General features: G+C 54.6%; 17 protein-coding genes. 5 read left to right on the top strand and 12 right to left on the bottom strand.

Annotated features, from left to right (window positions below):
- Nucleotides 1-259 precede the first annotated feature (259 nt).
- Both N5J69_RS18825 and N5J69_RS18830 read right to left on the bottom strand, forming a co-directional pair.
- On the bottom strand, nt 260-499 hold the full coding sequence (locus N5J69_RS18825; protein ID WP_279772158.1) for a transcriptional regulator: 240 nt from the start codon (nt 497-499) through the stop codon (nt 260-262).
- A gap of 403 nt (nt 500-902) precedes the next feature.
- A complete protein-coding gene (locus tag N5J69_RS18830; protein ID WP_279772159.1) occupies nt 903-2,285 on the bottom strand; it encodes a methyl-accepting chemotaxis protein in 1,383 nt (460 codons plus the stop codon).
- 347 nt (nt 2,286-2,632) lie between these two features.
- Between N5J69_RS18830 and N5J69_RS18835 the strand changes: the two genes are divergently transcribed.
- Nucleotides 2,633-4,414 (top strand): sensor domain-containing phosphodiesterase, encoded by a 1,782-nt coding sequence (locus N5J69_RS18835; RefSeq protein ID WP_279772160.1) that lies wholly within the window; start codon nt 2,633-2,635, stop codon nt 4,412-4,414.
- Nucleotides 4,415-4,438: 24 nt separating this feature from the next.
- Here the strand turns inward: N5J69_RS18835 and N5J69_RS18840 are convergent, their stop codons facing one another.
- A complete protein-coding gene (locus N5J69_RS18840; protein WP_279772161.1) occupies nt 4,439-6,022 on the bottom strand; it encodes a sensor domain-containing diguanylate cyclase in 1,584 nt (527 codons plus the stop codon).
- A gap of 391 nt (nt 6,023-6,413) precedes the next feature.
- A complete protein-coding gene (locus N5J69_RS18845) occupies nt 6,414-6,623 on the bottom strand; it encodes a hypothetical protein (protein WP_095708307.1) in 210 nt (69 codons plus the stop codon).
- A 472-nt stretch (nt 6,624-7,095) separates the two neighbouring features.
- Here N5J69_RS18845 and N5J69_RS18850 point away from each other — a divergent pair, with 472 nt between their 5' ends.
- Entirely contained in the window at nt 7,096-8,007 is a 912-nt protein-coding gene (locus N5J69_RS18850; protein ID WP_279772162.1) for an N-acetyltransferase, read from the top strand.
- 1 nt (nt 8,008) lies between these two features.
- Here the strand turns inward: N5J69_RS18850 and N5J69_RS18855 are convergent, their stop codons facing one another.
- On the bottom strand, nt 8,009-8,254 hold the full coding sequence (locus N5J69_RS18855) for a hypothetical protein (protein WP_279772163.1): 246 nt from the start codon (nt 8,252-8,254) through the stop codon (nt 8,009-8,011).
- Between the two features lie 228 nt (nt 8,255-8,482).
- Between N5J69_RS18855 and N5J69_RS18860 the strand changes: the two genes are divergently transcribed.
- The 3 genes from N5J69_RS18860 to N5J69_RS18870 all read left to right on the top strand — a co-directional run bounded on the left by N5J69_RS18860 (nt 8,483) and on the right by N5J69_RS18870 (nt 11,024).
- The gene (locus N5J69_RS18860) at nt 8,483-9,016 is read left to right on the top strand and encodes an SRPBCC family protein (RefSeq protein ID WP_279772164.1); all 534 of its coding nucleotides are present in this window, start codon (nt 8,483-8,485) and stop codon (nt 9,014-9,016) included.
- The gene (locus N5J69_RS18865; protein ID WP_279772165.1) at nt 9,017-10,183 is read left to right on the top strand and encodes a zinc-dependent alcohol dehydrogenase; all 1,167 of its coding nucleotides are present in this window, start codon (nt 9,017-9,019) and stop codon (nt 10,181-10,183) included.
- A 295-nt stretch (nt 10,184-10,478) separates the two neighbouring features.
- Nucleotides 10,479-11,024 carry a chorismate mutase gene (locus tag N5J69_RS18870; RefSeq protein WP_279772166.1) on the top strand — a complete coding sequence of 182 codons (546 nt, stop codon included), beginning with the start codon at nt 10,479-10,481 and terminating at the stop codon, nt 11,022-11,024.
- A 295-nt stretch (nt 11,025-11,319) separates the two neighbouring features.
- Here the strand turns inward: N5J69_RS18870 and N5J69_RS18875 are convergent, their stop codons facing one another.
- From N5J69_RS18875 to N5J69_RS18905, 7 genes are all read right to left on the bottom strand, one after another.
- A complete protein-coding gene (locus tag N5J69_RS18875) occupies nt 11,320-12,324 on the bottom strand; it encodes a substrate-binding domain-containing protein (RefSeq protein WP_279772167.1) in 1,005 nt (334 codons plus the stop codon).
- Between the two features lie 29 nt (nt 12,325-12,353).
- Nucleotides 12,354-13,763, bottom strand: coding sequence for a sucrose-6-phosphate hydrolase (locus N5J69_RS18880; protein WP_279772168.1), 1,410 nt, complete (start codon nt 13,761-13,763; stop codon nt 12,354-12,356).
- Nucleotides 13,763-15,133, bottom strand: a complete 1,371-nt coding sequence (locus N5J69_RS18885; protein ID WP_279772169.1) for a sucrose-specific PTS transporter subunit IIBC — start codon at nt 15,131-15,133, stop codon at nt 13,763-13,765. Before N5J69_RS18885 ends, N5J69_RS18880 begins: the two co-directional genes overlap by 1 nt.
- A 67-nt stretch (nt 15,134-15,200) precedes the next feature.
- Nucleotides 15,201-16,745: a carbohydrate porin gene (locus N5J69_RS18890; protein ID WP_279772170.1), complete on the bottom strand. Its 1,545-nt coding sequence runs from the start codon at nt 16,743-16,745 to the stop codon at nt 15,201-15,203.
- A gap of 160 nt (nt 16,746-16,905) precedes the next feature.
- Nucleotides 16,906-17,832 carry an aminoimidazole riboside kinase gene (locus tag N5J69_RS18895; RefSeq protein ID WP_279772171.1) on the bottom strand — a complete coding sequence of 309 codons (927 nt, stop codon included), beginning with the start codon at nt 17,830-17,832 and terminating at the stop codon, nt 16,906-16,908.
- A 210-nt stretch (nt 17,833-18,042) separates the two neighbouring features.
- Nucleotides 18,043-19,014: a ParB family protein gene (locus N5J69_RS18900; RefSeq protein WP_279772172.1), complete on the bottom strand. Its 972-nt coding sequence runs from the start codon at nt 19,012-19,014 to the stop codon at nt 18,043-18,045.
- A complete protein-coding gene (locus tag N5J69_RS18905) occupies nt 19,011-20,213 on the bottom strand; it encodes an AAA family ATPase (RefSeq protein ID WP_279772173.1) in 1,203 nt (400 codons plus the stop codon). Before N5J69_RS18905 ends, N5J69_RS18900 begins: the two co-directional genes overlap by 4 nt.
- Between the last annotated feature and the right edge of the window lie 1,950 nt (nt 20,214-22,163).

Below are 22,163 nucleotides of genomic sequence, written 5' to 3' on the forward strand. Positions count from 1 at the left end.
GCCGGAAGAAAGGCCCGTCAGTGAACTCTGCAGCAAAAGCCTGCCGCGCTGAGCCCGTTAAAGCTGGCATCGCAGTCAGCGCGGTGCCAGTAGATACGTTCTGCCGGGCAGGGCGGTTGTGACGGTTCGGCGATGAACAGCGAACCGTGCCAGAATAATCCTGCCAGAGCATTTAAGACGAGCGGTTTAATCCGCTTCGCCTGGCTCTTTATATCGGCCTGAAATACGTTAACTTCAGGGAAAATAGCGGCAGGACACGTTACTTTCCAGGCTTTGGAACCAGTGCGTAGTGCGGATGCTCTCCCGCCAGCAGCATCAGCAGTTCATATTCTCCCTGACTGAGCAGCGCAGGATTTTTTGAGGCTTCTTTGGTCTGCCAGACGCGCTGGCTAAGGTCGAAGCGTTCTGCTGCAATCTCCTGCGAAAAACCGGCGGCAAGGCGCAGTTCACGCACGTTACGCTGGACGGCAACAGGCCGCTGTAAAAGCTGATTTCCCATAAAATATGCTCCGCATACGGTGCCCCGGTGTGCTGACCGGGCAACGGAATATGCCTGCGGCCAACACATCAATTTGAGTTAAGTTTTTAAGACGCGGCAATCTTGCACCTTCAGGTAAACGTCAAACGCCGGAATTTACGGTAATTATCGTTAATTCATTAACCGGATAATTATTGCACTGCTGAAAATAATCATCGCCATTGTTAATCGTGAATGCGGTGAGCGAATAATCACAGTGAATAACAGCATCAAAAAGATGACCGTTTCATTCAGCAATAAAAATATCGCCTGTTAACCGTTATGTTGCGTCATCGCGTCATGATCTGCTGATTAACACATTATCCGAACAGGTTACGCCTGACCGGTATTTGCGCAGCGTGCAGTTTTTTATCGCTGTCACGCGTCAGTTCACGACCCCGACAGCATGAAGCGGCAGAGTGAAGCGCGTAATGACGCTGCCCAGCGTTTCAGTCTGTCCACTGAGGCTGCCTGCCGTTGCCGAAACCTGCTGGACCAGCGTGGCGTTCTGCTGCGTAACGCGGTCAAGCTCAGCCACTGCGACAGTGACCTGGGCAATCCCTTTACTCTGCTCATCCGACGCCAGGGCAATCTGTCCAATCAGTTCATTGACGCCACCAACGCCACGCAGAACCGCTTCCATCGTGGTTCCTGCACTCTCTGCGGCCCGTCGGCCATCCTCCACGCGCGCCACGGTATCGGCTATCAGTTCTTCGATCTCTTTCGAGGCAGCAGCACTTCGCTGCGCCAGTGAACGAACCTCACTGGCGACGACTGCGAAACCACGTCCCTGCTCGCCTGCACGGGCGGCTTCTACAGCGGCGTTCAGCGCCAGAATATTGGTCTGAAATGCGATGCCATTGATGGTGGCGGTGAACTGCCGGATTTTTTCTGATCCCTGCGCGATGCTGGTGATGGCCGCCGACACCTGCTGAACCAGTTCCACACCCTGATGGGTGGTATCCGTGGTGCTGGCGGCGAGTTCACGCGCTTCACGGGCATTCTGTGCATTGTGGCGTACTGTCACCGTGATCTCCTCCATGCTGGCTGCGGTCTGCTCCAGCGCAGCGGCCTGGGTGGAGGTCCGGTCGGAAAGATCGGCATTACCCGCCGCAATGTCGCCAGCCTCACGGTGAAGAATGGCTGCGTTGTCGTGGATAGCGCTGACCGTCTGCAACAGACTGTGCTGCATCTCTTTGACCAGCGGCACCAGTTGCCCGACGCAGTTACGCCCCAGATCTTCCGGCTCGCGCGTCAAATCACCTCCGGCAATAATTTTTAAGTGACCGCGGATTTTACCCACCGGCCGCACCAGATGGACCACCAGATAGCGGTCGCAGAACAGCAGCAACGCCACTGCCGCCAGCAGTGCTGCCAGCAGTACCTGCTCAAGCTGACGCCGGTCAGCGTTAAGCGGCGCCTGCTGTTGTGCCAGCTGCTGCGTCACGTTATCCAGTTGCGCACGCGCAACCGTGGCATAGCCTGAGGGGGTGGTCGTCAGCGCGGCGCGGAAGTTATCCCAGTCAGCACCGGCTGGCGTTAAGGCGACGAGAGCATTTTTATCTGCGGCCGTTCCGCTCTGCATAACAAGAGCACTGTGCGCAAGAAAGCCCAGCTGTTGCGTCAGCACGGCTGAACGGTCGGTCTGACGATAGATGTCTCGCACGATCTGGCTGGTGCAGGCACCTGCCAGCACGATCACGCCCAGTGAGACGATCATTATCCACAGCACAACGCGGCGAATGGTGAAATGCCTGAGTGAGTTCATGAGGTTTTCCCCGGTGTTATTATTGGTGTAATTAAAATTGAACAAAAATAAGTTATGTCATCTACTTTAATGCGTTATTATATAGCGCACTATATTTATGCCTGTTATCCTGGCAGGATATTTCAGAAATTAAAAGTTTTTAACGACAAAATAATAGAATCGTTATTCATAAAATATTTCGTTAAAGAAACGGGATTTGCTATTCTGCCCAGGCCTGGCAAGCAGCGTAATAAAAAATAAATCGTCGCGGCTCTTTCTTTTTACAGAAATAGCCTGTAGTCATGACGCTATAACCTTCAATTTTTCTGTTTAGTTTCGCTCCGTAACCAGCCGGTGCGGAGGAATCCATGCTTATGAGCCTTAGCGGCGGCAACGATTGCCGTTCGCGAACCCTGTACGCGCTGCGCAGTAACGACGAAAGCCGTGACAATGTGTTACGACAGTTCGTCCGGCTGGCCAGCCAGGCCATTGGCATTCCCGGCAGCTTTATCTCCGTACTGGATGATGAGATGCAGCACGTCAAAGCGGCGCACAATTTCACCCTCACTCAATCCACGCGGCAGGACTCGCTCTGCCGTCACGCCGTGGACAGTGACAGCACCGTGGTGGTGTCCGATACCCTGCTGGATACCCGCTTTGCTGCCCATCCGCTGATTACTGGCGCGCCTTTTATCCGTTTCTACGCTGGCGTGCCGCTGAAAAGCAGCACCGGTCTGATACTGGGCACGCTCTGCGTGACTGACACTGCACCTCATTGCTTCAGTGATGAGAAGGTGAGCATGCTGAAAATGCTGGCGGCACTGGTGATGTCCTTTCTTGATGCCTGGTATTCGACGGGCTTTGCCGACCCGGTAACCGCCCTGCCTAACCGTCAGCGTCTGATTCGTGACCTGCAGTTCCTTGCCGCCTCGGGGGACACCACGCCACGACGGCTGGTGCTGATTGACTGTGTCGATATGCCGCGAGCCTATGAGCTTGCACGCTCAATGGGCATGGGGCCGGTTGAGATCCTGCTGAAGGATGTAGCGACTCTGCTGCCGCTTCGCCTGCGCCCTGCCCCGGGTGAGATGCTTTACACCGTGGCAACCGGACGCTTTGCCCTGCTGACACGGCAGGAAAGCAGGCTCACGGCCAGCTGGGTGGCCAGTGAGCTGGCCGGGATTAGCGCAGACCTGGGCGATGGGCTGTCGGTTGCGCTGATGACGCACACCGGTGAGGTGAGTTTCAATACGGGTGAGATGCCTGCGCAGGAGATCCTGCGACGGGCGGTCAGCGCGTTGCACGAAGCGATTACCCGCAACGTTGCCTCAATGCCGTTCAGTGAAGCCAGCGATACACGCCATACCCAGGATTTTACCCTGATGAATGATCTGGCCGTTGCACTACGCCAGGATAAAGGGTTGTGGCTCGCATACCAGCCTAAAATCTGTCTCTGCAGCGGTAAGCCGATTGGACTGGAAGCGCTTATCCGCTGGCAGCATCCGCAGCGTGGCGAAATTTCGCCTGCCCGGTTTTTACCTTTTGCCGCGCAAACCGGCCTGCTTAGCGAGCTGACCGCCTGGGTTACAGAGCACGCTATCGCCCGGCTATCCCGTCTTCGCGACAGTTATATTCAGCTGCCCATCACCCTGAACATCAGCAGCAGCGATTTTTCCCGTGAGGGTTTTGCTGACGAACTGGAAGAGCAGATGCTGAAGGCGAAGCTGCCGGTTTCGTTGTTGGGCATTGAGTGTCTCGAAACGGAACGGATTCTGGAGAGCCCGGCCGCGATGCAGGGGCTTGAAATGCTGAAATTACGGGGGTTTACTCTTTCACTGGATGACTTTGGGACCGGCTACAGCAACATCAGTTATCTGCGGCGCATGCCGCTGGATGTGATCAAGCTGGACCGTTCGCTGATCAGCGAAATGTCATCGGATACCGCTTCGCGCGTCATCGCCCGCACGATTATTGCGATGCTCAAAGACCTCGATTACACGGTGCTGGCTGAAGGCGTAGAAAATGCGGAAACCGACACGGCGCTGACCGAGTTAGGCTGCGACCAGGCGCAGGGATTTTTCTACTCCAGGCCACTGCCGGAAGCGGCGCTGGATGAGTGGCTCGGCTGGCGATTACGCAGTAAGTGCTGAGCCTCTCCTTCCTGTGTCCCGCGCTTACCTGTCAGACTCCGGCGTGCTGAATCCGTCCGGCCCGGCAATGATGACGGTATTGCGTCCGGCCGCTTTTGCCTCGTAAAGCGCCTCATCCGCACGGCGCAGCAGCGCCTCGCGATCGCTGCTCTGAGCATCCTGTGAGGCCACACCTGCTGATATGGTCATCGTCCCGGCGAACGGGAAGGTGGTGGCGCTGACGGTTTCCCGGATGCGTTCCGCGGTGCGGGCGGCATCAGCCAGCGTGGTGTGCGGCAGCAGCAGGATAAACTCCTCGCCACCAAACCGGCTGACGATATCGCCGGTGCGGCAGGCATGACGCAGCAATGCCGCCAGGCTTACCAATACCGCATCGCCTGCGTCATGCCCGTACCAGTCATTTATCTTCTTGAAATGGTCAATATCAATCGCGATGACACACTGTTCGTGCTCGCTGTCTGCCTGCGCCGCCAGCGCCGAAAATCCGCATCGGTTACAGAGCCCGGTCAGCGGGTCGGTCATCGCCTCATCGTTAAGCGCAGCCAGATGCCCCGCTACGGCGTGGCGATGCGCCTGCACCGCCTCCCTGAGCCGGTCAGCCTCGTAATACCAGGTTTTGACGGTGGCGAGCGATTCCGCCTGCGCTTCACTGCCGCCATCGCGCACTCTGTCCGCCAGCTTTTCCAGTGGGGACGCGATCCGGCCAGCCATAAAAGCAATCACGCCTGCCGTCACGATAATAATGCCCAGAACGAACCAGGCGGCGCTTTCCGCCGTACGCCACAACAGATGCCTGACCGTTTCAGAGGTGCCGGTAATAAACACGTTCCAGCCGGTTTTATGCAGCGTGCCATAGCCGGTAAGAAAGTGCTTCCCCCCTTTTTCAAGCGTGAAATGCCCGCTTTCCGTGTTGGTCAGGCGCTTCTGCAGCGCCAGACTCAGCAGCATCTTTGTGCCGACGAGCGCCGGGTCATGACTGAAAATAATCAGTCCCTCATTGCTGACCACACTGACCGTCGACCCTTTAGTGTAAAAATGCTGGCTCAGGATCTCGCTCAGCATGCTCTGCTTTTTAAGGTAGATACTCCCGCCAATGTAGCCCAGATAGTGCCCCGCTTCGCTGAACAGCGGCTGGGATAAAAACACCACATAGTTACCGGCGGCAGAGGTAAAAGGCGCGGAGATAAAAGGCTTCCGGGTGGCAATAGCCTGCAGACTGGCAGCCGAGTGAAGTTTCACGCCAATCAGATTCAGGCTCTCAGGTGAGGTCGCCGCAATGATGGCATCATGGTTGACCACCACTACCGAATTAAAAAAGCCCGACTGCATGCGCAGGCGCTCGGTTTCCGCTTTTAACTGTTTCGGATCGTTAAGGCCTTTGATTTGCGATGCACTCCAGGCCAGCTCCCGTTGCGCTGTTGCCAGGTAACGATCGGTGGTATCAGCCAGTTTGCGGGCATACGCGATGTTTCCTTCAAGCAGGCTGTCTTCAATGTTGGCCTTCTGAAACAGCAGCAGCGCACCGAGCAACAGACCGGAGGTCAGAATGACGCCCCCAATGGAAAGCAAAGTCAGAAGCGAACGAAGGCGCATTTTTTCATGGAGCATTGCAGTCGGGATCCGGATGAATTATCACCTGATTGTAACAGTGGATGCTTAATGTCAAAGGAAGAACAGAAGAGGATTTATGCGGCATCACGATGCATTGCCGGGCGCAGCGCCCATCCGCACGGCCTTGCCTGAAGCATTGTTGAGCATTTCGCGGAGCCTGCCATCAGCAGCCATAAAGGATTAAGCAGTAATAATGATTCAGCCGCAATCTGCTCAGGTGAGGCGATCTTATTATTGCCAGGCACCATGATGAGATCATACAGGCACGGAAAATTACGGGGCAGAACCTGCCCCGTTTATCATAACCACTGAAATAAGCGTACAACCGTTAAATTAAATCAGCGTTATGAATACGCCATTATGCCTCTGCTTAATGATTGAGATCGGATTAACGCCAGAACGATTTAATATAAGAACGGCTGCTGAGTCTTTTAATAAACTGATGCGGGCAGGTAAAGCGACACCCTTCCCACTCAAGATTAAACCACTGAAATTCATCATCTTTAATTTTATTCAGCAGGCTCATCGCCTGCATGGGCGTCTGGAAAGCATACGCTTTCATCACGCCCTCTTTGGTACATAAATCAATATGGACCATGTAACCCCCGGTGTTAAAAAGATCGTGCATTTTATAATTATTGAACTGCCTGTTTAGCATAATCCATTTATCGCCCGCCGATTATCTGATTCCGTAATATTTACGTAAAAAACGGATATTTTATTTTTCATTTAATTTTTGGGCAACTTCGCACTATTTCATCAATTAATTTGACCATGTGAGCGTAGCTTGCCTGACGCCGGGTCGATTATTATTCGGGTGTTTAAAACAGCACAGTCGGCGGCCACACTACGCGCACGGCAGGAGGATGTATCTGCCCCTGTTTTCAGCAATCAACGGTGCGGCAGGCCCGGACAGGGGGTGCCGAGGCAACGCAATCGTGCTGACCGCTACGTTCGGGATGGTCATTAAGCAAGCACATCGTTTACACTCTCACCAGCCCTGTCTGTGCGGCGCTGAACGTGCAGGCAGAGAGGCAGGAGATCGCTGACGGCAGGCAATAAGGAATCTTATGCTGGATTATATGGTGTCGCTCTACCGTACTGTTCCTGTCTCAACTGACTGTCTCAGCGACTGGCTTGCCAGCTGGCTGGCGCAGCAGCAGGCTCTGTGCCACGATCATCATTTCTCCGACGCCTTTCCCTGGCGAGAAACCGGCCTGCCCCGGCATCTGTTCCAGCAGCGCGAACTGACGATTAACGGCCAGCGGTTTCTTACCGGCCCGCGCTATCTTGGATGCGATCCTGCCCAGCCTTTCATTGAGATCGTTGCACGTGATGGGGCGCTGGATTACGCAGCCGCGACTGCCATTATGCGTGAGTGGCAAGCGCTCAGGCCGCTGAAGATGCGTATTCTGTTGCCCGCGACCGTTCCTGATATCGGGATAACCGATCAGCTGATTTACCTCGGCGTTCCGGCCGCACACGCCGCGCCTGACGACGAGGAAATGTCGCTTGTCACAGCCAGCCGTAAAGATTACGCCTTCTGCAGCACAGCCATTAACCACGCCTACCGCGCCAGCTGGCACACGCTGCCGCATCTTCGGAATCAGCTGGTGGCCACCAGCAGACAGGAATTACGGGATGATATCACCGGGAAACATGTGTTTCTGATTGTCTGGCAGGGCTGGGTGGCGGGGCTGATGATCTGCGTGCCGCGACAGCTGGCGTTCATCAGGGGATTTCAGATTATGGACGAGGTGATTATTCCGGCGTTTCAGGGGCGCGGACTTGCTGCACGGGCTCAGCAACGGTTGCTGCAGCATCTTCACCATAACTATGGCAATAATACTATGCTGACCGGCACTATTCTGCCCGGCAATACACCGTCTCTGCGAAGCGCGCAAAATGCCGGACGGCGTTGTGTGCTGAAATATCACTTTTTTACCCCCGCTGATTTACGGTCGGCGCGGCGGGCTATTTAACTCACCACAGCGCCAGCTCAATCAACTTATCCTGAATGCTGTAAACGCGCTGCTTCAGATTCAGACTCTCTTCTGCACCGATCCATTTTGCATCAGCAGCATGATTGATTTTTTCCAGTGCGATTCTGGTGCGACTTTTCAAATTTTCATGCCAGTTAACATCTGCACGATTTGCCGCCTGTTTTTCCAGCGTGGCGACACGTTCCGCGACATTTTTATCACCGGTGGACGTTTCTGTTACAAACATATCTGCCTCTTTTTTCTGCTAAAAATAACCCTGCTGGCGGCACATGCTACACCGCGTCTCTCACAGGAATCACGCCCACTGTGCGCATCACCCGGCATACATCGCAGAACCTTTACGGCCGTGCACACACGGCCTGCGGGACACGGCTTCGCTCGCAAAATCCCCCCGGCTGTTCTTAACTCAGCATGAATGATTTTTGTTTCACTGAGAAAACTATCGGAGGACGTTTTGACAACAACATCTCTGAGTACCGCCAGTGATCATCCCCTCACGCTACGGCGCTGGATTACGGTGGGCCTGCCCGCTACCGAGCTTTTTAACCTGTGGCTTGAACCCGATACCCTGCCCCGCATTATGAGCCATTTTGCCAGTGTGACGCCGCTCAATAAGAGCGATGCACACTGGGAGATTCAGGGGCCGCTGGGTAAGCACTACCGCTGGAATACCCGCATTGTCGAAGCCCAGCCAGGCGAAATTATTGCCTGGCGCTCGCTTGATGACGCAGAGATTCCTAACGAAGGTGAACTGCGCCTGCGCCCGGCTCCGGGTGAATGGGGCACCGAACTGGCCCTGACGCTGCAGTTCACGCCACCAGGTGGCGTCCTGGGAAAAAAAGTCACGACGTTATTTGATCTGCTGCCAAAAGAGGTGGCCAGCAAAGCGTTGCATCGCTTTAAAAGTCTGGCTGAGACCGGTGAAATTCCGACCCTGCAGGGGCAGCCTGCGGGCCGTCACGCCGGACGTCAGGATAAGGAGAAATAAATGCGTGCTCTCTGCTGGAATGGCGTAAACAATTTAAGCGTTGAAACCGTCGCCGACCCCGGTCTGCTTAATCCTCATGATGCGATTATTCGCGTCAGGCTGACCACCACCTGCGGATCCGATCTGCACGTCATTGATGGTCTGATCCCGAGTATGCGGGAAGGCGATATTCTCGGTCATGAATTCATGGGCGAAGTCGTGGAGGTGGGCAGTGCCGTCAAAAATATCCGTCGCGGCGATCGGGTCGTGGTGCCCTCTTTTATCTCCTGCGGTTCCTGCTGGTATTGCCAGCATCAGTTGCCCTCCTGCTGTGACAATACCCATCCGCAGTGGGAGAAAGGAGAAACGGTGCTGGGTCATGCAACGGGCGGTATTTACGCCTACAGCCACGCGTTTGGTGGCTATGCAGGTTCACACGCAGAATATGTCCGCGTGCCCTTTGCCGACAATGATTGCTTCGTGGTGCCCGACGGCGTAACTGATGAGCAGGCGCTGTTCCTTTCAGACGCGACGCCCACCGGTTATATGGGCGCTGACTTCTGTAATATTCATCCCGGTGACACCGTGGTGGTCTGGGGTTGTGGCGGTGTCGGACTGATGGCACAGCAAAGTGCCTGGCTGATGGGGGCTCATCAGGTCATCGGTATCGATCGCTATCCTGAACGGCTGGCAATGGCACGCGACTTCGCAGGCAGCATAACGCTGGATTACACCGAGGTCGATGTTAACGAAGCACTGCTGGAGTTAACCGGCGGGCGCGGCCCGGACAGCTGTATTGATGCTGTCGGTATGGAAGCTCGTGGTGAAGGATTGAGTCAGGTCTACGACAAGACAAAACAGATGCTGCATCTTGAAACCGATGTCGGTGCCGCACTGCGCCAGGCGTTGTACGCCTGTCGTAAAGGCGGCAACATTGCCATTCTGGGCGTTTACGGCGTGATGGATAAGTTTCCGCTGGGGCTGATGATTAACAAGAGTCTGACCATTCGTACCGCCCAGCAGCATGGGCAACGCTACATGCACCGTCTGCTGGAACATGTTGCCAGAAACGAACTGAATCCGGCTTTTATGGCGACGCATCGCTTTCCCCTGGAAGAGGCTCCGCGAGGCTATGAGATGTTTAAACAAAAAGAAGATGGCTGCGTGCGTGCCGTGTTCGTTCCCTGACAACGCCTGAACCGGTTAGGGCGGTGCTGCCGCCCTGGCGGAGCTGCTCCGAATCCTGACAAACACGCCACTAGCGGGCGGGAAACACCGGATTACTGAGCCTGAATCAACTTTTGATAATTTCATATCAAAATGAAATTTTTATGAATTCAGGCTTAAAAAAACAGATTTAAATCAGCCACCTGAACAAATCACGCTGGCACCCGCCCTGTACACATTTTGAAAACAAAATAATCACACACAGTGACATTTTCATGCCTAAATTAGCGCCAGTCTTTATTAATGGAGCAGGCAGATGACTCACTTTATCGCTATTTTTTTCTCTTCACTGTTCGTGTGCAGTAACGTTTTTGCAGGTTCAGTTTCATCCGTCTCGCTGGAGGCGCTTTCCCGCGCACTCAATGAGCGTATGCAGGTAATGAAAGTCGTGGCGGGTTATAAAGCACTCCATCATTTACCTGTTGAAGATCTGCCTCGGGAACAGGTGGTGCTGGACCACATGCTGCAGAATGCGCAGCATGCCGGGCTTGATCCCCACTCCGTTGAACCGTTTGTTCACGCGTTAATGAACGCCAGTAAGGCTATTCAGTATCGGTATCGGGCAGACTGGCTTTCCACCCCTGATAGCGCGATGTCTGTGGCCGATCTGACCGAAACCCGTCAGCAGATAGAGCAGCTGGATACACAGCTCCTGACCGCGATCAGTCAGCGCCTGATGGTTGGCACCTTTTCGCAGCAGGACAAGGTGTTTCTGATGTCACAACTCACCGCACCCCACCTGAGTGAGGGTGATAAAAATACCCTTTTTGCGTCCCTCACCCGCATTCAGCGCTCGCACTAATCCTTAAGCAACTGGAGGTTATGCAGCTTCAGGCACTCATGACCCCCGGCCGCTCTGACAATCCTTTTCCGCTTTAACAGAAAGCGCACCGGCAGGGGCAGCCTGTCCCTGCCGGAGATAGCATCATTCGTGGAGGGGCTGGCAGTGGCAGAACAGGCGTTGGCGTGACAGGGATGGCTGACCCGCCCGCCAGAGGTGCGGCCGGTAACCGCCGGGGTTCACCGCACCCGCGGGTCCGGTCTGCGGGGTGTCAGCACCCAGGTGAAGAGGCCGCCGGGTCAAACGAACCCGACTGTCAGCCGCGCAGGCGCAGCGTGGCAGGCAGCACCAGCTGGCTGTCAGCGGGATCATCACCCGCGATCATCGTGGTCAGCATCGAAAAACAGGCCTGCGCCAGCGCCGGGACATTCTGCTCTACGGTGTCGATCGGAATCGACAGTGAATCATACAGATAGTGGTCATCGAAACTGGCGATGCGGATATCGCTGGTCAGCAGATCATGCTCACTCATGTAGCGCAGTACTCCCTCAAGCAGACCGCAGGCCGCGGTAAACATCGCTTTGGGCGGTCTTCCCAGCTGGCTGCAGAGGGCGGCGAACATCTCGTAACCGCTGCCGGGATGGTAGTTACCCTGGATTATCCACGCAGGCTGCGGCGTCACACCGGCCCGCGCCAGACCTTCTCTGAATCCTGCCAGACGATCCCGGGTCGGGGAGAGCTCCGCCTGCCCCCCCATAAAGTAGATCTCCTCCGGGCAGGCACGCGCCAGCTTTTCAACCAGCTCAGCAGTCGGCGTCACCGCATCGGTGATGACCCACGGCAACTTTGTGTTGTTCATGTGGCGGTCAAACAGCAGCACCGGTAACTGTTCGCTGAGGCTGACATAGTCGCTATCGGTCAGCATACTGGAGGCAACGATCAGCCCGTCGACCTGACGCGCGACCAGATTGTTGACCACAACCCTCTCCTGACCGGCATTTTCATCCGTGCAGGAGATCAGCAGCTGCAGGCCCGCTGCGCGGCAGAGATTTTCCAGTGCATGAGAAAAGGCGGCAAAACCGTGGTTAGTGATCTCCGGCACCACCAGGCCGAGCGTATGACTGCGGGCATCGTGCAACATCCGCGCATGGATGCTGGGCTGATAATGGTGTTCGCGGGCCAGCGTCAGTACCCGCTCACGCGTCTCCTTCGCGACCCGCAACTCTTCGCCACGGCCGTTGAGCACCAGACTGGCTGTGGCTTTTGAAACCCCAGCCAGCCCGGCGATGTCACTGATGGTAACGCGTTTTGTTTTTCTCACAGCAAAGCTTCGGTTAGTGAAACAAGCGTTTATTCTACCATGCAGCGACGCAACGACCAGTAGCGCGCCTGCAGTTCTGCGCACCCGCGCAGCGTGAGCATCGCCGGATGGTCCGGGAAATAGCGGCTGCTCATCACCCCTTCCCCATCGTTAATGAAGATCTCAACGCTGGAGTGGTCACACAGGATCTGCAACCGGCGTGCAGCGCCAGTCCAGTAGCGATAAGTCCATTCCCCTGACACCAGACTGCGACGGGCAAGACGCAGCGCGTTCTGCTGCCAGGTCAGGATCAGCGTATCGGCAAAATTGAGTTCGATGTCGCCCTGGCTCTCCAGCACCAGCTCCAGTCGCTGTGCGGCGATCGGTGGCGCATCATCGGCGCGACCCTGATAGTGCTGCGCTTTCTCCCGCAACGCCTGCAGTTCCGCAACGGGCTGCTGATACAGTCGGCCGTTGCGCGAGCTCAGTTCGCGCAGACAGGTCATCTGGTGGATCCACCCCTGCGCTACGGTTGGCTGGGCCATCTCTTCACCATCCGGCGTTCCCATCCAGCCCACCAGCAGACGGCGGCCGTCAGCGGTCAGCGTCGTTTGGGGGGCATAAAATTCAAATCCGGCATCCATTTCGTTCAACGGGCCGTGTTGATAGGCAGGCTGCTGGTAATCGAGTGAGCCGCTCAGCCAGGCACAGGCGTGACTGTTCAGATAACGCTTCTCTTCGGGCATCACCCCCTGCGGACAGCAGATCAGATAGGTGCTGTCGCCGAGCGTGAACATGTCCGGGCATTCCCACATATACCCCGCGGCGTCCAGCCCGCCCCGTTCGCTGCCCGCGATCTCACCGAGATTTTCCCACTCCCGCAGGTTGTCAGAACGCAACAGCAGTACCCTGCCCTGCAGTTGCGTATTCTGCGCGGCCAGTACCATGTACCAGTGATCTTCATGCCGCCACACTTTGGGATCGCGAACGTGGCCGGTGTAGCCCTCCGGCACGGCGATGACCGGGCCGAGCTTGTCAAAACCGCCCGCGCTGTTCTGCCGGGCCAGGCACTGAAACGCCGTGCGCGAACCATCCTCAAACTTCACATTGCCGGTATAGACCAGCGTCAGCAGACCGTTATCGTCAACCGCACTGCCGGAGTAACAACCGCTGCGGTCATACTCCTCATCCGGCATCAGCGCGATGGGCTGATGCTGCCAGTGCAGCAGATCGGCTGAGCGCCAGTGCCCCCAGCATTTATGCTGGTGCGCACAGCCCAGCGCGTTCCACTGGTAAAAGAGATGATAGTGGCCGTCGAAATGGATAAAGCCGTTGGGATCATTAAGCAGCCCGGTGACCGGTGCCAGATGCCAGCCAGGATAGTGGCTGTCGCCAAGCGCTTTTGGCATCCCCTGCATCACCGCCTGCAGAATGGCGGCAAGACGTGTTGATGAAGCCATTATTCAGAGTCCGTTTTGTATTTGAGCAGGTAAGAGATCACGAACGCGCTGGTGAACGCGATGGCGATGCCGATAACATAATTGAGCAGAGAACCTGCCTTTACAATCGCCATGCCCGGCAGACCGGTCAGCCCGACTGCTGTCATGTAAACATGGACCGATACCACCCAGGCTCCGCCCAGCGCACCGCCTGCAAGCCCCGCGATAAAGGGTTTCATAAACCGCAGGTTGATACCAAAAATAGCCGCCTCGGTGATCCCCAGCAGGGCTGAAAATGCCGAGGGCAACGAAATCGCTTTGATCTTCGCATCACGGGTTTTAAACCACACCGCCAGACAGGCCCCGCCCTGAGCCACGTTCGCCATCGCCCAGATAGGCAGCAGGAAGTTCACACCGATAGACGGATTGCCCAACAGGCCCGCTTCAATGGCGTGGAAGCTGTGATGCACGCCAGTAATCACAATTACCGAATAGAGCCCGCCAAACACCAGCCCCGCCAGCCAGCCCGCGTGTGCAATAAGGGTGCTGAGCACAAAGGAGATCCCATCACCCAGCATACGGCCCGCCGGGCCAATAATCAGCAGCGCAATGAAACCGGAGATAATCACCGTCAGGAATGGCGTCAGGATCAGATCCAGCGCATCCGGGATCACCCGACGCAGCTGCTTTTCCAGCATACTCATAAACCAGACTGCCAGCAGCACCGGGAACACCGTGCCCTGATAGCCGATCATCGCCACCTCAAAACCGAAGAAGTTCATGGTGTGGAAACCGGATGCCACGCCCCAGGCGTTGGTCAGCGCCGGGTGGGTCAGGATACCCCCCAGCGTCGCCCCCAGAAACGGGTTACCGCCAAACTCGCGGGCCGCCGTAAAACCAATCAGGACAGGCAGGATTATAAAGGCCGCCGAGCTGCACATTTCCAGCATGATGTAGAGTGCATTTTCCGGATTGACCCAGCCGTAGGTTTTGACCATTCCCAGCAGGCCCATCAGCAGCCCTGAGGCCACAATGGCCGGAATGATCGGCACAAAGATGTTCGACAGCAGGCGGGCGATGCGCTGGAAAGGATTGAGCTTTCGGGCGGCAATGTCAGCGGCCTCAGACTTGCTCGATTCGCTGATGCCCGCCTCGGCGATAAAGGCGGCATAGACCTTATTGACCACGCCCGTACCGAAGATAACCTGAAGCTGTCCCGCATTGCGGAAGCAGCCTTTCACGCCTTCAATTCTGCCAATCGCGGTGGTGTCCGCTTTCTCATCATCTGCCAGCACCAGCCGCAGCCGGGTGGCACAATGCGCTGCGCTGGCGATGTTCTCTTTGCCACCCAGCAGGGGCAGCAAAGCCCGCGATATTTTTACATAGTCCATACATACCTCAGTCTTGTTATGTTTTTATCCGCGTGACGTTCAGGCCCCGGTGTCCGGGGCCGTCCGATCAGAACCAGGTTTCCATCTGTACGCCAAAGTTCCATTCGCCACCGGCATCAAAGCCGTTGCTGCCGAACGCGTCATCACTGGCATAGTTATCCAGCCGGTGATCCCAGTTCATCCAGGTGGCAAACAGACGAATTTCAGGCCGCTTAAGGAAGTCGCCGACATCACCGGCCTTCAGGGTTGGCGCAACGGTCAGTTTGGTGAAGCTGCCGCTGACCGCGTTACGGTTGTTGTAGCCTTCCGGACGCAGATCCATGTACTGATAAGAGCCTTCATACTGCATCTCGAAGTTCTGGGTGATTTCCTGAATCAGCCGCAGGTTGACTGTCGCCCAGTCATAGCTGTCGCCTTTGACGTAGCGATCGTCACTGCGCTGGGCCAGTAAGGCAGGCGCAATGTGCCAGCCCCCGCCCAGTGGCGTAGTACCGTAACTCGCCAGCCGCCAGGTATCCGCTTCGGGTAACAGGGCGCCGTCAGAACCAATCGACTTCACCTCTGCGCCCAGACCATGACCATAGAGGAGAGCCGTTTTCGATGTACCGTCTGTCAGCCCATAAAAGCTGTCGTTATGCAGGCCCAGCAGCGCATGAACGCCGGTTTCTGCCGCATCACTTTTGACCCGCAGGCCGTCGATATCCCGGCGATCGTCGTTATCCTTTGCCCGCATGCCGCTGACCATTAACTGCACCGGACCCACAAAGTTATTCAGCGACAGGATGTAGTTCTGCGCGGTGTTTTCATTGTTTTCGATGTCACCAAAGGTACGGCCATAGAGCGAGATGTTGCTGCGCGCCTCATCGCTCCATTTCATGTCGTAAATACCGGCACCGGTTCCGGCAAGGAACACCACATCGGAGTCGATCCAGTGGATATCGAAGTTATCACGATCGAAACGCTTGCCGGCCCAGACCGTTGCATGATCAAAGGGACCGGTGAAAGTGGGAAGCTGACCGAGCTCGACAAACGCCTGGCGCAGGTTGAGATCGCTGCTGGCGGCTGTCCAGTCATTGTAGGTGCGCTGTCCGTCGGCAAGCATCGCTTTGAAACGGGTGGTGGCCCCATTCTCCAGCGTCTGCTTATGTTCGAGGTTGAGCTCAACGTAGGTATCCGGCTCATTACCCAGACGGCCAACGTGACCGCCGGTTTCTCCGGCAGGTGTTACGGTCGGGCCACCCTGTGTTTTGGCAGCCGAGCTGTTCATCAGCAATCCCGAGCGGGCATAGCCGTGAAATTCAAAGCCACCGTCACCGGCATTATCAACGGTGTGCTGTTCCAGCTTCGCGGTGCGTTGTTCAACCTGAGCGGTAGTGGCCTGATTCTGCTGCTGAACCGCCGCCAGCTGCTGAGCCTGTTTCTCTGCGGCCTGCGCCTGTTTTTCCGCGACCTCTGCGCGGGTTTCAGCGGCATTCGCTCGCTTCTCGGCGGCCTGGAGCCGCTGCTCCATTGCGGCGAGGCGGGCTTCAATACTGCTCATGCTGGGTTCAGCCCAGACAGAGGTGGAAAGGAATAACGTTGAGAGGGCAACGGCTAACGTACTTTTTTTCATTTTTATATGTCCCTGATGAGAGGCTATCATCACCGGTATTTTTGCTAAACCGGTTTAGGCGCAAATCATAGCCACGGGTTATTTCCCTCTGCAATGAAAATTGCTAAACCGGTTTAGTGATTGTGAGATAGCTCGCAAAACAGGCGTTTTAAAATGACGTTTAGCGCGGCAAATCGCCCAGCTGGTGGTGCCACGGAAGTGCGGTCATGGCACCTTTCGCCGTGGTTGCCAGTGCACCACAGCGTTGTGCGCGGGCAAGACAGAGAGCCAGCTGCGATTCATCATCCGGCAGTCCCGATTCAGCCAGCCCCCAGAGTAATCCGGCCACGAAGGCATCACCTGCACCCGTGGTATCTACGCTTGCGACAGGCGTGGTGGCATAATGGTTTATCTGGCCCTGATAGCAGGCCATGACCCCTTCCCTGCCGCGCGTCACCAGTAATAAGCGGATGCTGAATTGCGCCGCCAGCTGCATCATGCTGACCGCCGGCTCCTGATCCGGGCAAAGGAAAGCGAGTTCATCATCGGAGAGTTTGACGACGTCGGTATGGCAGAGCGCCGCGTTTACGACCTCGTGCAGCAGTGCAGGGTCGGGCCAGAGGTCTTCACGAAGATTCAAATCGAAACTGACGTAGCCGCCTGCTGCGCGGATCTGTTTCATGGCCGTCAGTGTCGCTGTACGTGAAGGTTCTGCCGCTAAGGCTATGGAACAACAGTGCAGCCATTCTCCGCGACGGAATTCGGGCAGGTCCGACGACGTCAGAAACAGGTCAGCGCTTGGCCGCACCATAAAGGTAAAAGACCGTTCGCCCTGGTCATCCAGTCCGACCACCACCGTTGACGTGCGATGTTGTGAATCGGCAATCATGTAATGGGTATCAACTTTTTCCTCAGTGAGCGTCTGCCGCATGAACTCACCAAAAGGATCGTCGCCGACACGACCAATAAAACCGCTGTTTCCCTGCAGACGGGCAATGCCCACGGCGACATTGGCGGGTGCGCCGCCAGGACACTGCATCAGGCGACCCGGCGATTCGGGTAGCAAATCCACCACGGCATCCCCGAGGCACCATACGCGAACAGACATAAAAAACTCCTCTGATTAAACCTGAAAGCTAAACCGTTTTAGCTATAGCGCTAAACGGCGTTGTGTTCAAGCGTTAACATGCATAATGAGCAGAAGAGTGACCTGGGCGGGAAGTAAGGTAGGGATAATGCCTCGCACACGCGGACAGATGGCAGGGATAAAAAAACCGGCGCGGCGGCCGGTTCAGTTATCAGCAAAGTGCGATGATGATTATTTTAGCGTCGAGAGTATCTGCCTGATCGAGGCATCAATCTGTTCAGCAACCTCTTTTGGCAGACGACTGAATTCATACTGCACGGTGCGCTTTTCGTCATTGGTTTTACGGCGCGCATAGGTATTGGCTGTGGTAAACGTTGCCAGCTTTTCCGTCACCGTCCTGCTGACTGGCGCGGTTTTTTTTAACTGACGACGGGCACTTTTAAAACCATTCAGGATAGCGCTCTTCTTCTCATCCGCATTGGCGCTATGCAGTGCATCATCGGCTGCCAGATTTTGCTGAATCCCGCTTACGAGCCCGGCGACGTCAATCGCTTCCGCTTTCGCCTCTTCCCAGACATCAAGCAGCAACTGATAATCCTGAAGAGTCAGCTCAGAGACGACCGGGAAGAGTTCGATAAATTCAGCAGGCACGGCCGCAGCCTTAAACGCACGCGACACTTTGGCGTTTGAAATACCTTCTGCTTTAGCAATCTCTGATTTGCTCATGCCACTTTCATTCATCAGCATAAAGCGCAGACCTAACTCTCGCAGGTTATGCTCTTTAGCCGTCTGAATATCAGCAGCCAGCTGGCGGGCATCGCTGAGGCTCAGTTCATCGGCGGTGACCAGCACTTCCAGACTGGCCCCGGAAAGAATGCACGCGGCGCGGCGGCGCGACCCATCCATGATCTCAATCCTGTCACCGTTCACGCGGCCAATGGCCGGGAAAAACTGCTGCAGCGTAATAGTACGGGTGATCTCCTGCAGCGACTCCGGCGTCAGCGTGCTCTGGTCACGGCCGTTGATTTTTGGGTCAACGCTGGTTCTGGTTTCAATATCATCATGCAGGATCAGCTGGCGAACAAAGGTCGCCTTCGCACCCGATTTCAGCGTAAAGGTGCGTGACTGGCTGCTGCTGTCGATCATGTTCGCAATAGCAGAATCGCCGAACTTGCGGCCAATGCGCTGTATAGGTTTGCTCACAGGGTACTCCTGATATATTCGATGCGGTCAAACACAGCCCTTGAGAACTGCTCGGCTTCATATTTGGCTTTGCGCAGTGCATCCGCGCTCCCCGGATAAGAGGACGGATTGGCGCTGATGACCGTATCGAACGATTCGCCACAGCGTTCAAATCCATCCAGCCGCGGTAAGCTGCAATCCAGCATCGATTTAGTAAACACTTCCCGGGCATAGCTTTGCGAGGTCAGGTGATCGTGTTTCGAGGTCATCTTGGACATAAAGCCGATATTGGCTTTTAGCCGTGGTTCGATACCTTCAGATTCAATACGCTCAAGCATTTCCGGCAGGCGCGTCAGATACTTCATGGTGGAGTGGAAATCGACCTGTGCCGGCGGCGTCGGTGTCAGCAGCACATCACTGGCCGCAATGGCATTCAGCATGAAGGAATCCAGGTGGGGACCGGTATCAAGGAAGATAAAATCGTAATCGCCTGCCAGACGGTCGATGACATTGCGGCGCAGCACTTCTGAAGGAGCAACGCCGGGCAGATGTTCAGCAACCAGTTCTTCCCAGTCGCTGGCCACAAAACCATCGTCGATTGAGGCAGGGATCACATCAACGCCCGGCATCACCGTTGGCTTAATAAACTGCTCGCGAAGCTGGTCCGCATCCAGGTCGTTGAGCATCGCCTGCGCTGCCGTCTCCAGAACGGAGCCTACGCTGTTTGTGTGGCTCAGGAACATGGTGCTGGATGCCTGGGGATCCAGATCGATGACCAGTATACGCAGGTCATTGTGCAGCATAGAAGGGTGCGCACGCATACCGTGGGCCAGCGTGACGGTGCTGACGGTTTTAGAGACACCACCTTTAAGGCTGACAACAAATACGACAAAGGGTCCGTCATGGCGGTCACGGTATTTTGGTACCTTACGATGCTGATAAATGTCGACGACGTTCTGAATGGTCAGGGCGTATTGCGAGGTACTGCCAGTCTGCTTTTTACCAAACTGATACCCTGCTGCTTCCATATCACTAATTGCGGCGACGACAGCGTGCTTACTCAGCAGTGGCATATTGGCAACAGCATTACGCGAGAAAGTCTGGTAGAACCCTGTTTGGTTAAATTCCTGACGCTGCTGCTCAATGTGGTCACTAAGTCCATGTAACATGGAGTTGGCCCGTGTCGCCATCTCCAGCACTCCACCGTAATCACGCTTCATAACACCCTCTGCGTTAATGTTTTTTGCATACTACACAAAAAGCACATACCTGCCAATTTTTTAGAAAAATGCCAAAAACCTGGATTTTTTGTCACAGGCTGCGGAACGGTGAAAGCCTTTAGGAGTGAATTTTAAAAGAGGCGTAACTGAGACCGCGGTTTTGCCCTTCAGGAGAAATAAGCTGAAAGGGATTCAGAGGCAGGATTTAAAATAGATGCCAGTTATGTTGTCGCGTCACACCGGCAGGGGTCATCAGTCAGGAGCTGAACAGGAATTTCAGGCATTTTCTATGGTGTTTTCATCGTGAAAATCCTGTAATTTATCATTAATATCAATAAGTTAAATAGATATTTATCGGGTGAAATTTGTTGTGAAAATGGATTTTCATTGAGCGCCTGCTTCAGGCTGGATATTTTTTACCCCTGCGTTGTTTGCCTCAGCTTTCATCGTAAACAAGAGACCCGATGCTAAAAAGTTGATAACGCTACTCCTGTTGGATGCTTCATCCGGATGCTTGTCAAGGAATTGAAATCTCTCACACCTTTCCATCAGGATTTACTCCGGCGTCTATCACTGCTTACAAATCTGGTTCTGTAGCAATTTCAATTTTACCTCAGAGTTATTCTTTGCTTTTAACTCGGTAGTTTGAATGACTCAAAACAAGCCTGTTTGCTGAATCGCCTTAGCCTTTTTATTTTTTCGGTCATGTAACTATGAAGTTATAGAGCGGGGCAGGGGGGCTGACTGTGACCGTAATATTAAATCTGACGCTGCATAAAGCGTATGAGATGTCGCAGATTTAAGCAGAGGTTTATCCGATATTGCTTTTGCCTGACAACTTACTTTTTAAATGAAGCGTTATAAAGGAAAGACGATTCTGATGTGTCTGATAATGGGTCGCTCATAGAGTGCCCTTTCATAAACAGTGATCATGGTAATGTTGTATTGCTGCACTAAGTCATCGCTACCTGAATCCGGATAAAGGCTTAATTCTCCTAATCGCTTCACACCCTCAAGCGTTGTATCTGAAAACCTGAACCTGGTGTTTTCACCATGAAAATACGCATTTAAATTATTATTTATCAAATACTTAAATAAAAATATTGCCGGGTGGAACTCAGGCTATTTATTCCCATACGGTTGCTTTGAAAGCTGCGAATGACCCAGTTCAGGCGATTAGCCATATGGTCATAGGCAATTAGCGAATTTCATACTCAACCGGATAAAACACGTCCCCGGTCAACACTCTGCTCTGACACAGCCCTGGACGAATCCCTGCCTTATATCTGGAGCGTAGAACGTGTTTAATCCAGGACTCAGCAGTTCGGTAATGCGTTTGTCTTATCCCCGTTATTCACAGGCTCGATCCAATAGGTCGATCCTTAATAGATCAAATTGAGATCCTTAACAGATCCCCACAGTGTCTGAAGCCACGTGGCACAAGGTCTGAAAGGGTGTTGATAACCACTATAGCGAGAAGAATAACCACTGCAGTAAGTATAACAACCACTGTAGCGAGTAAAGCAACCGCGCTGGCGAGTACTCAACAACCACTGTAGCGAGTAGAGGACTCTTTTTCGTGTGCACAACGCAGGTTAAGCATGCTTCGGAGCCGTTTTATAGCCTGCGGTGATGAAACAGGAGGATGAAAGAAAAGGCTGAGCAGCGGATTGACGTGATACAGGTTCTTTTTAACGAGTTATCCACCGAATAGATCCAATAACAGATCCACATAAGATCCTTATTAAGGTCCTGAAAGATCCCCATACAGCCTCAGCCCATGGTATCACTGCGATAGAGAAGGGTAGCTAACCACTATAGCGAGTAAAACAACCACTGTATCGAGAGAAATAACCACTATGGCAAGTAGATTAACCGCTATAGTGAGTGCTAGTATCCACTGTATTGAGTAACAGCGGCTCTCGCCTGTTCACATCACGGATCTTCCTA

This window comes from Pantoea sp. GD03673, assembly GCF_029844725.1.
In the GTDB taxonomy this organism is placed as follows: Bacteria; Pseudomonadota; Gammaproteobacteria; order Enterobacterales; family Enterobacteriaceae; genus Pantoea.

What these genes read in the sequence shown, in the direction of transcription:
- N5J69_RS18890 (WP_279772170.1), bottom strand. Translation starts at nt 16,745, where the DNA reads ATGAAAAAAAGTACGTTAGCCGTTGCCCTCTCAACGTTATTCCTTTCC.
- N5J69_RS18855 (WP_279772163.1), bottom strand. Translation starts at nt 8,254, where the DNA reads ATGTTTGTAACAGAAACGTCCACCGGTGATAAAAATGTCGCGGAACGT.
- N5J69_RS18850 (WP_279772162.1), top strand. Translation starts at nt 7,096, where the DNA reads ATGCTGGATTATATGGTGTCGCTCTACCGTACTGTTCCTGTCTCAACT.
- N5J69_RS18870 (WP_279772166.1), top strand. Translation starts at nt 10,479, where the DNA reads ATGACTCACTTTATCGCTATTTTTTTCTCTTCACTGTTCGTGTGCAGT.
- N5J69_RS18825 (WP_279772158.1), bottom strand. Translation starts at nt 499, where the DNA reads ATGGGAAATCAGCTTTTACAGCGGCCTGTTGCCGTCCAGCGTAACGTG.
- N5J69_RS18885 (WP_279772169.1), bottom strand. Translation starts at nt 15,133, where the DNA reads ATGGACTATGTAAAAATATCGCGGGCTTTGCTGCCCCTGCTGGGTGGC.
- N5J69_RS18865 (WP_279772165.1), top strand. Translation starts at nt 9,017, where the DNA reads ATGCGTGCTCTCTGCTGGAATGGCGTAAACAATTTAAGCGTTGAAACC.
- N5J69_RS18830 (WP_279772159.1), bottom strand. Translation starts at nt 2,285, where the DNA reads ATGAACTCACTCAGGCATTTCACCATTCGCCGCGTTGTGCTGTGGATA.
- N5J69_RS18895 (WP_279772171.1), bottom strand. Translation starts at nt 17,832, where the DNA reads ATGTCTGTTCGCGTATGGTGCCTCGGGGATGCCGTGGTGGATTTGCTA.
- N5J69_RS18840 (WP_279772161.1), bottom strand. Translation starts at nt 6,022, where the DNA reads ATGCTCCATGAAAAAATGCGCCTTCGTTCGCTTCTGACTTTGCTTTCC.
- N5J69_RS18905 (WP_279772173.1), bottom strand. Translation starts at nt 20,213, where the DNA reads ATGAAGCGTGATTACGGTGGAGTGCTGGAGATGGCGACACGGGCCAAC.
- N5J69_RS18880 (WP_279772168.1), bottom strand. Translation starts at nt 13,763, where the DNA reads ATGGCTTCATCAACACGTCTTGCCGCCATTCTGCAGGCGGTGATGCAG.
- N5J69_RS18845 (WP_095708307.1), bottom strand. Translation starts at nt 6,623, where the DNA reads ATGGTCCATATTGATTTATGTACCAAAGAGGGCGTGATGAAAGCGTAT.
- N5J69_RS18835 (WP_279772160.1), top strand. Translation starts at nt 2,633, where the DNA reads ATGCTTATGAGCCTTAGCGGCGGCAACGATTGCCGTTCGCGAACCCTG.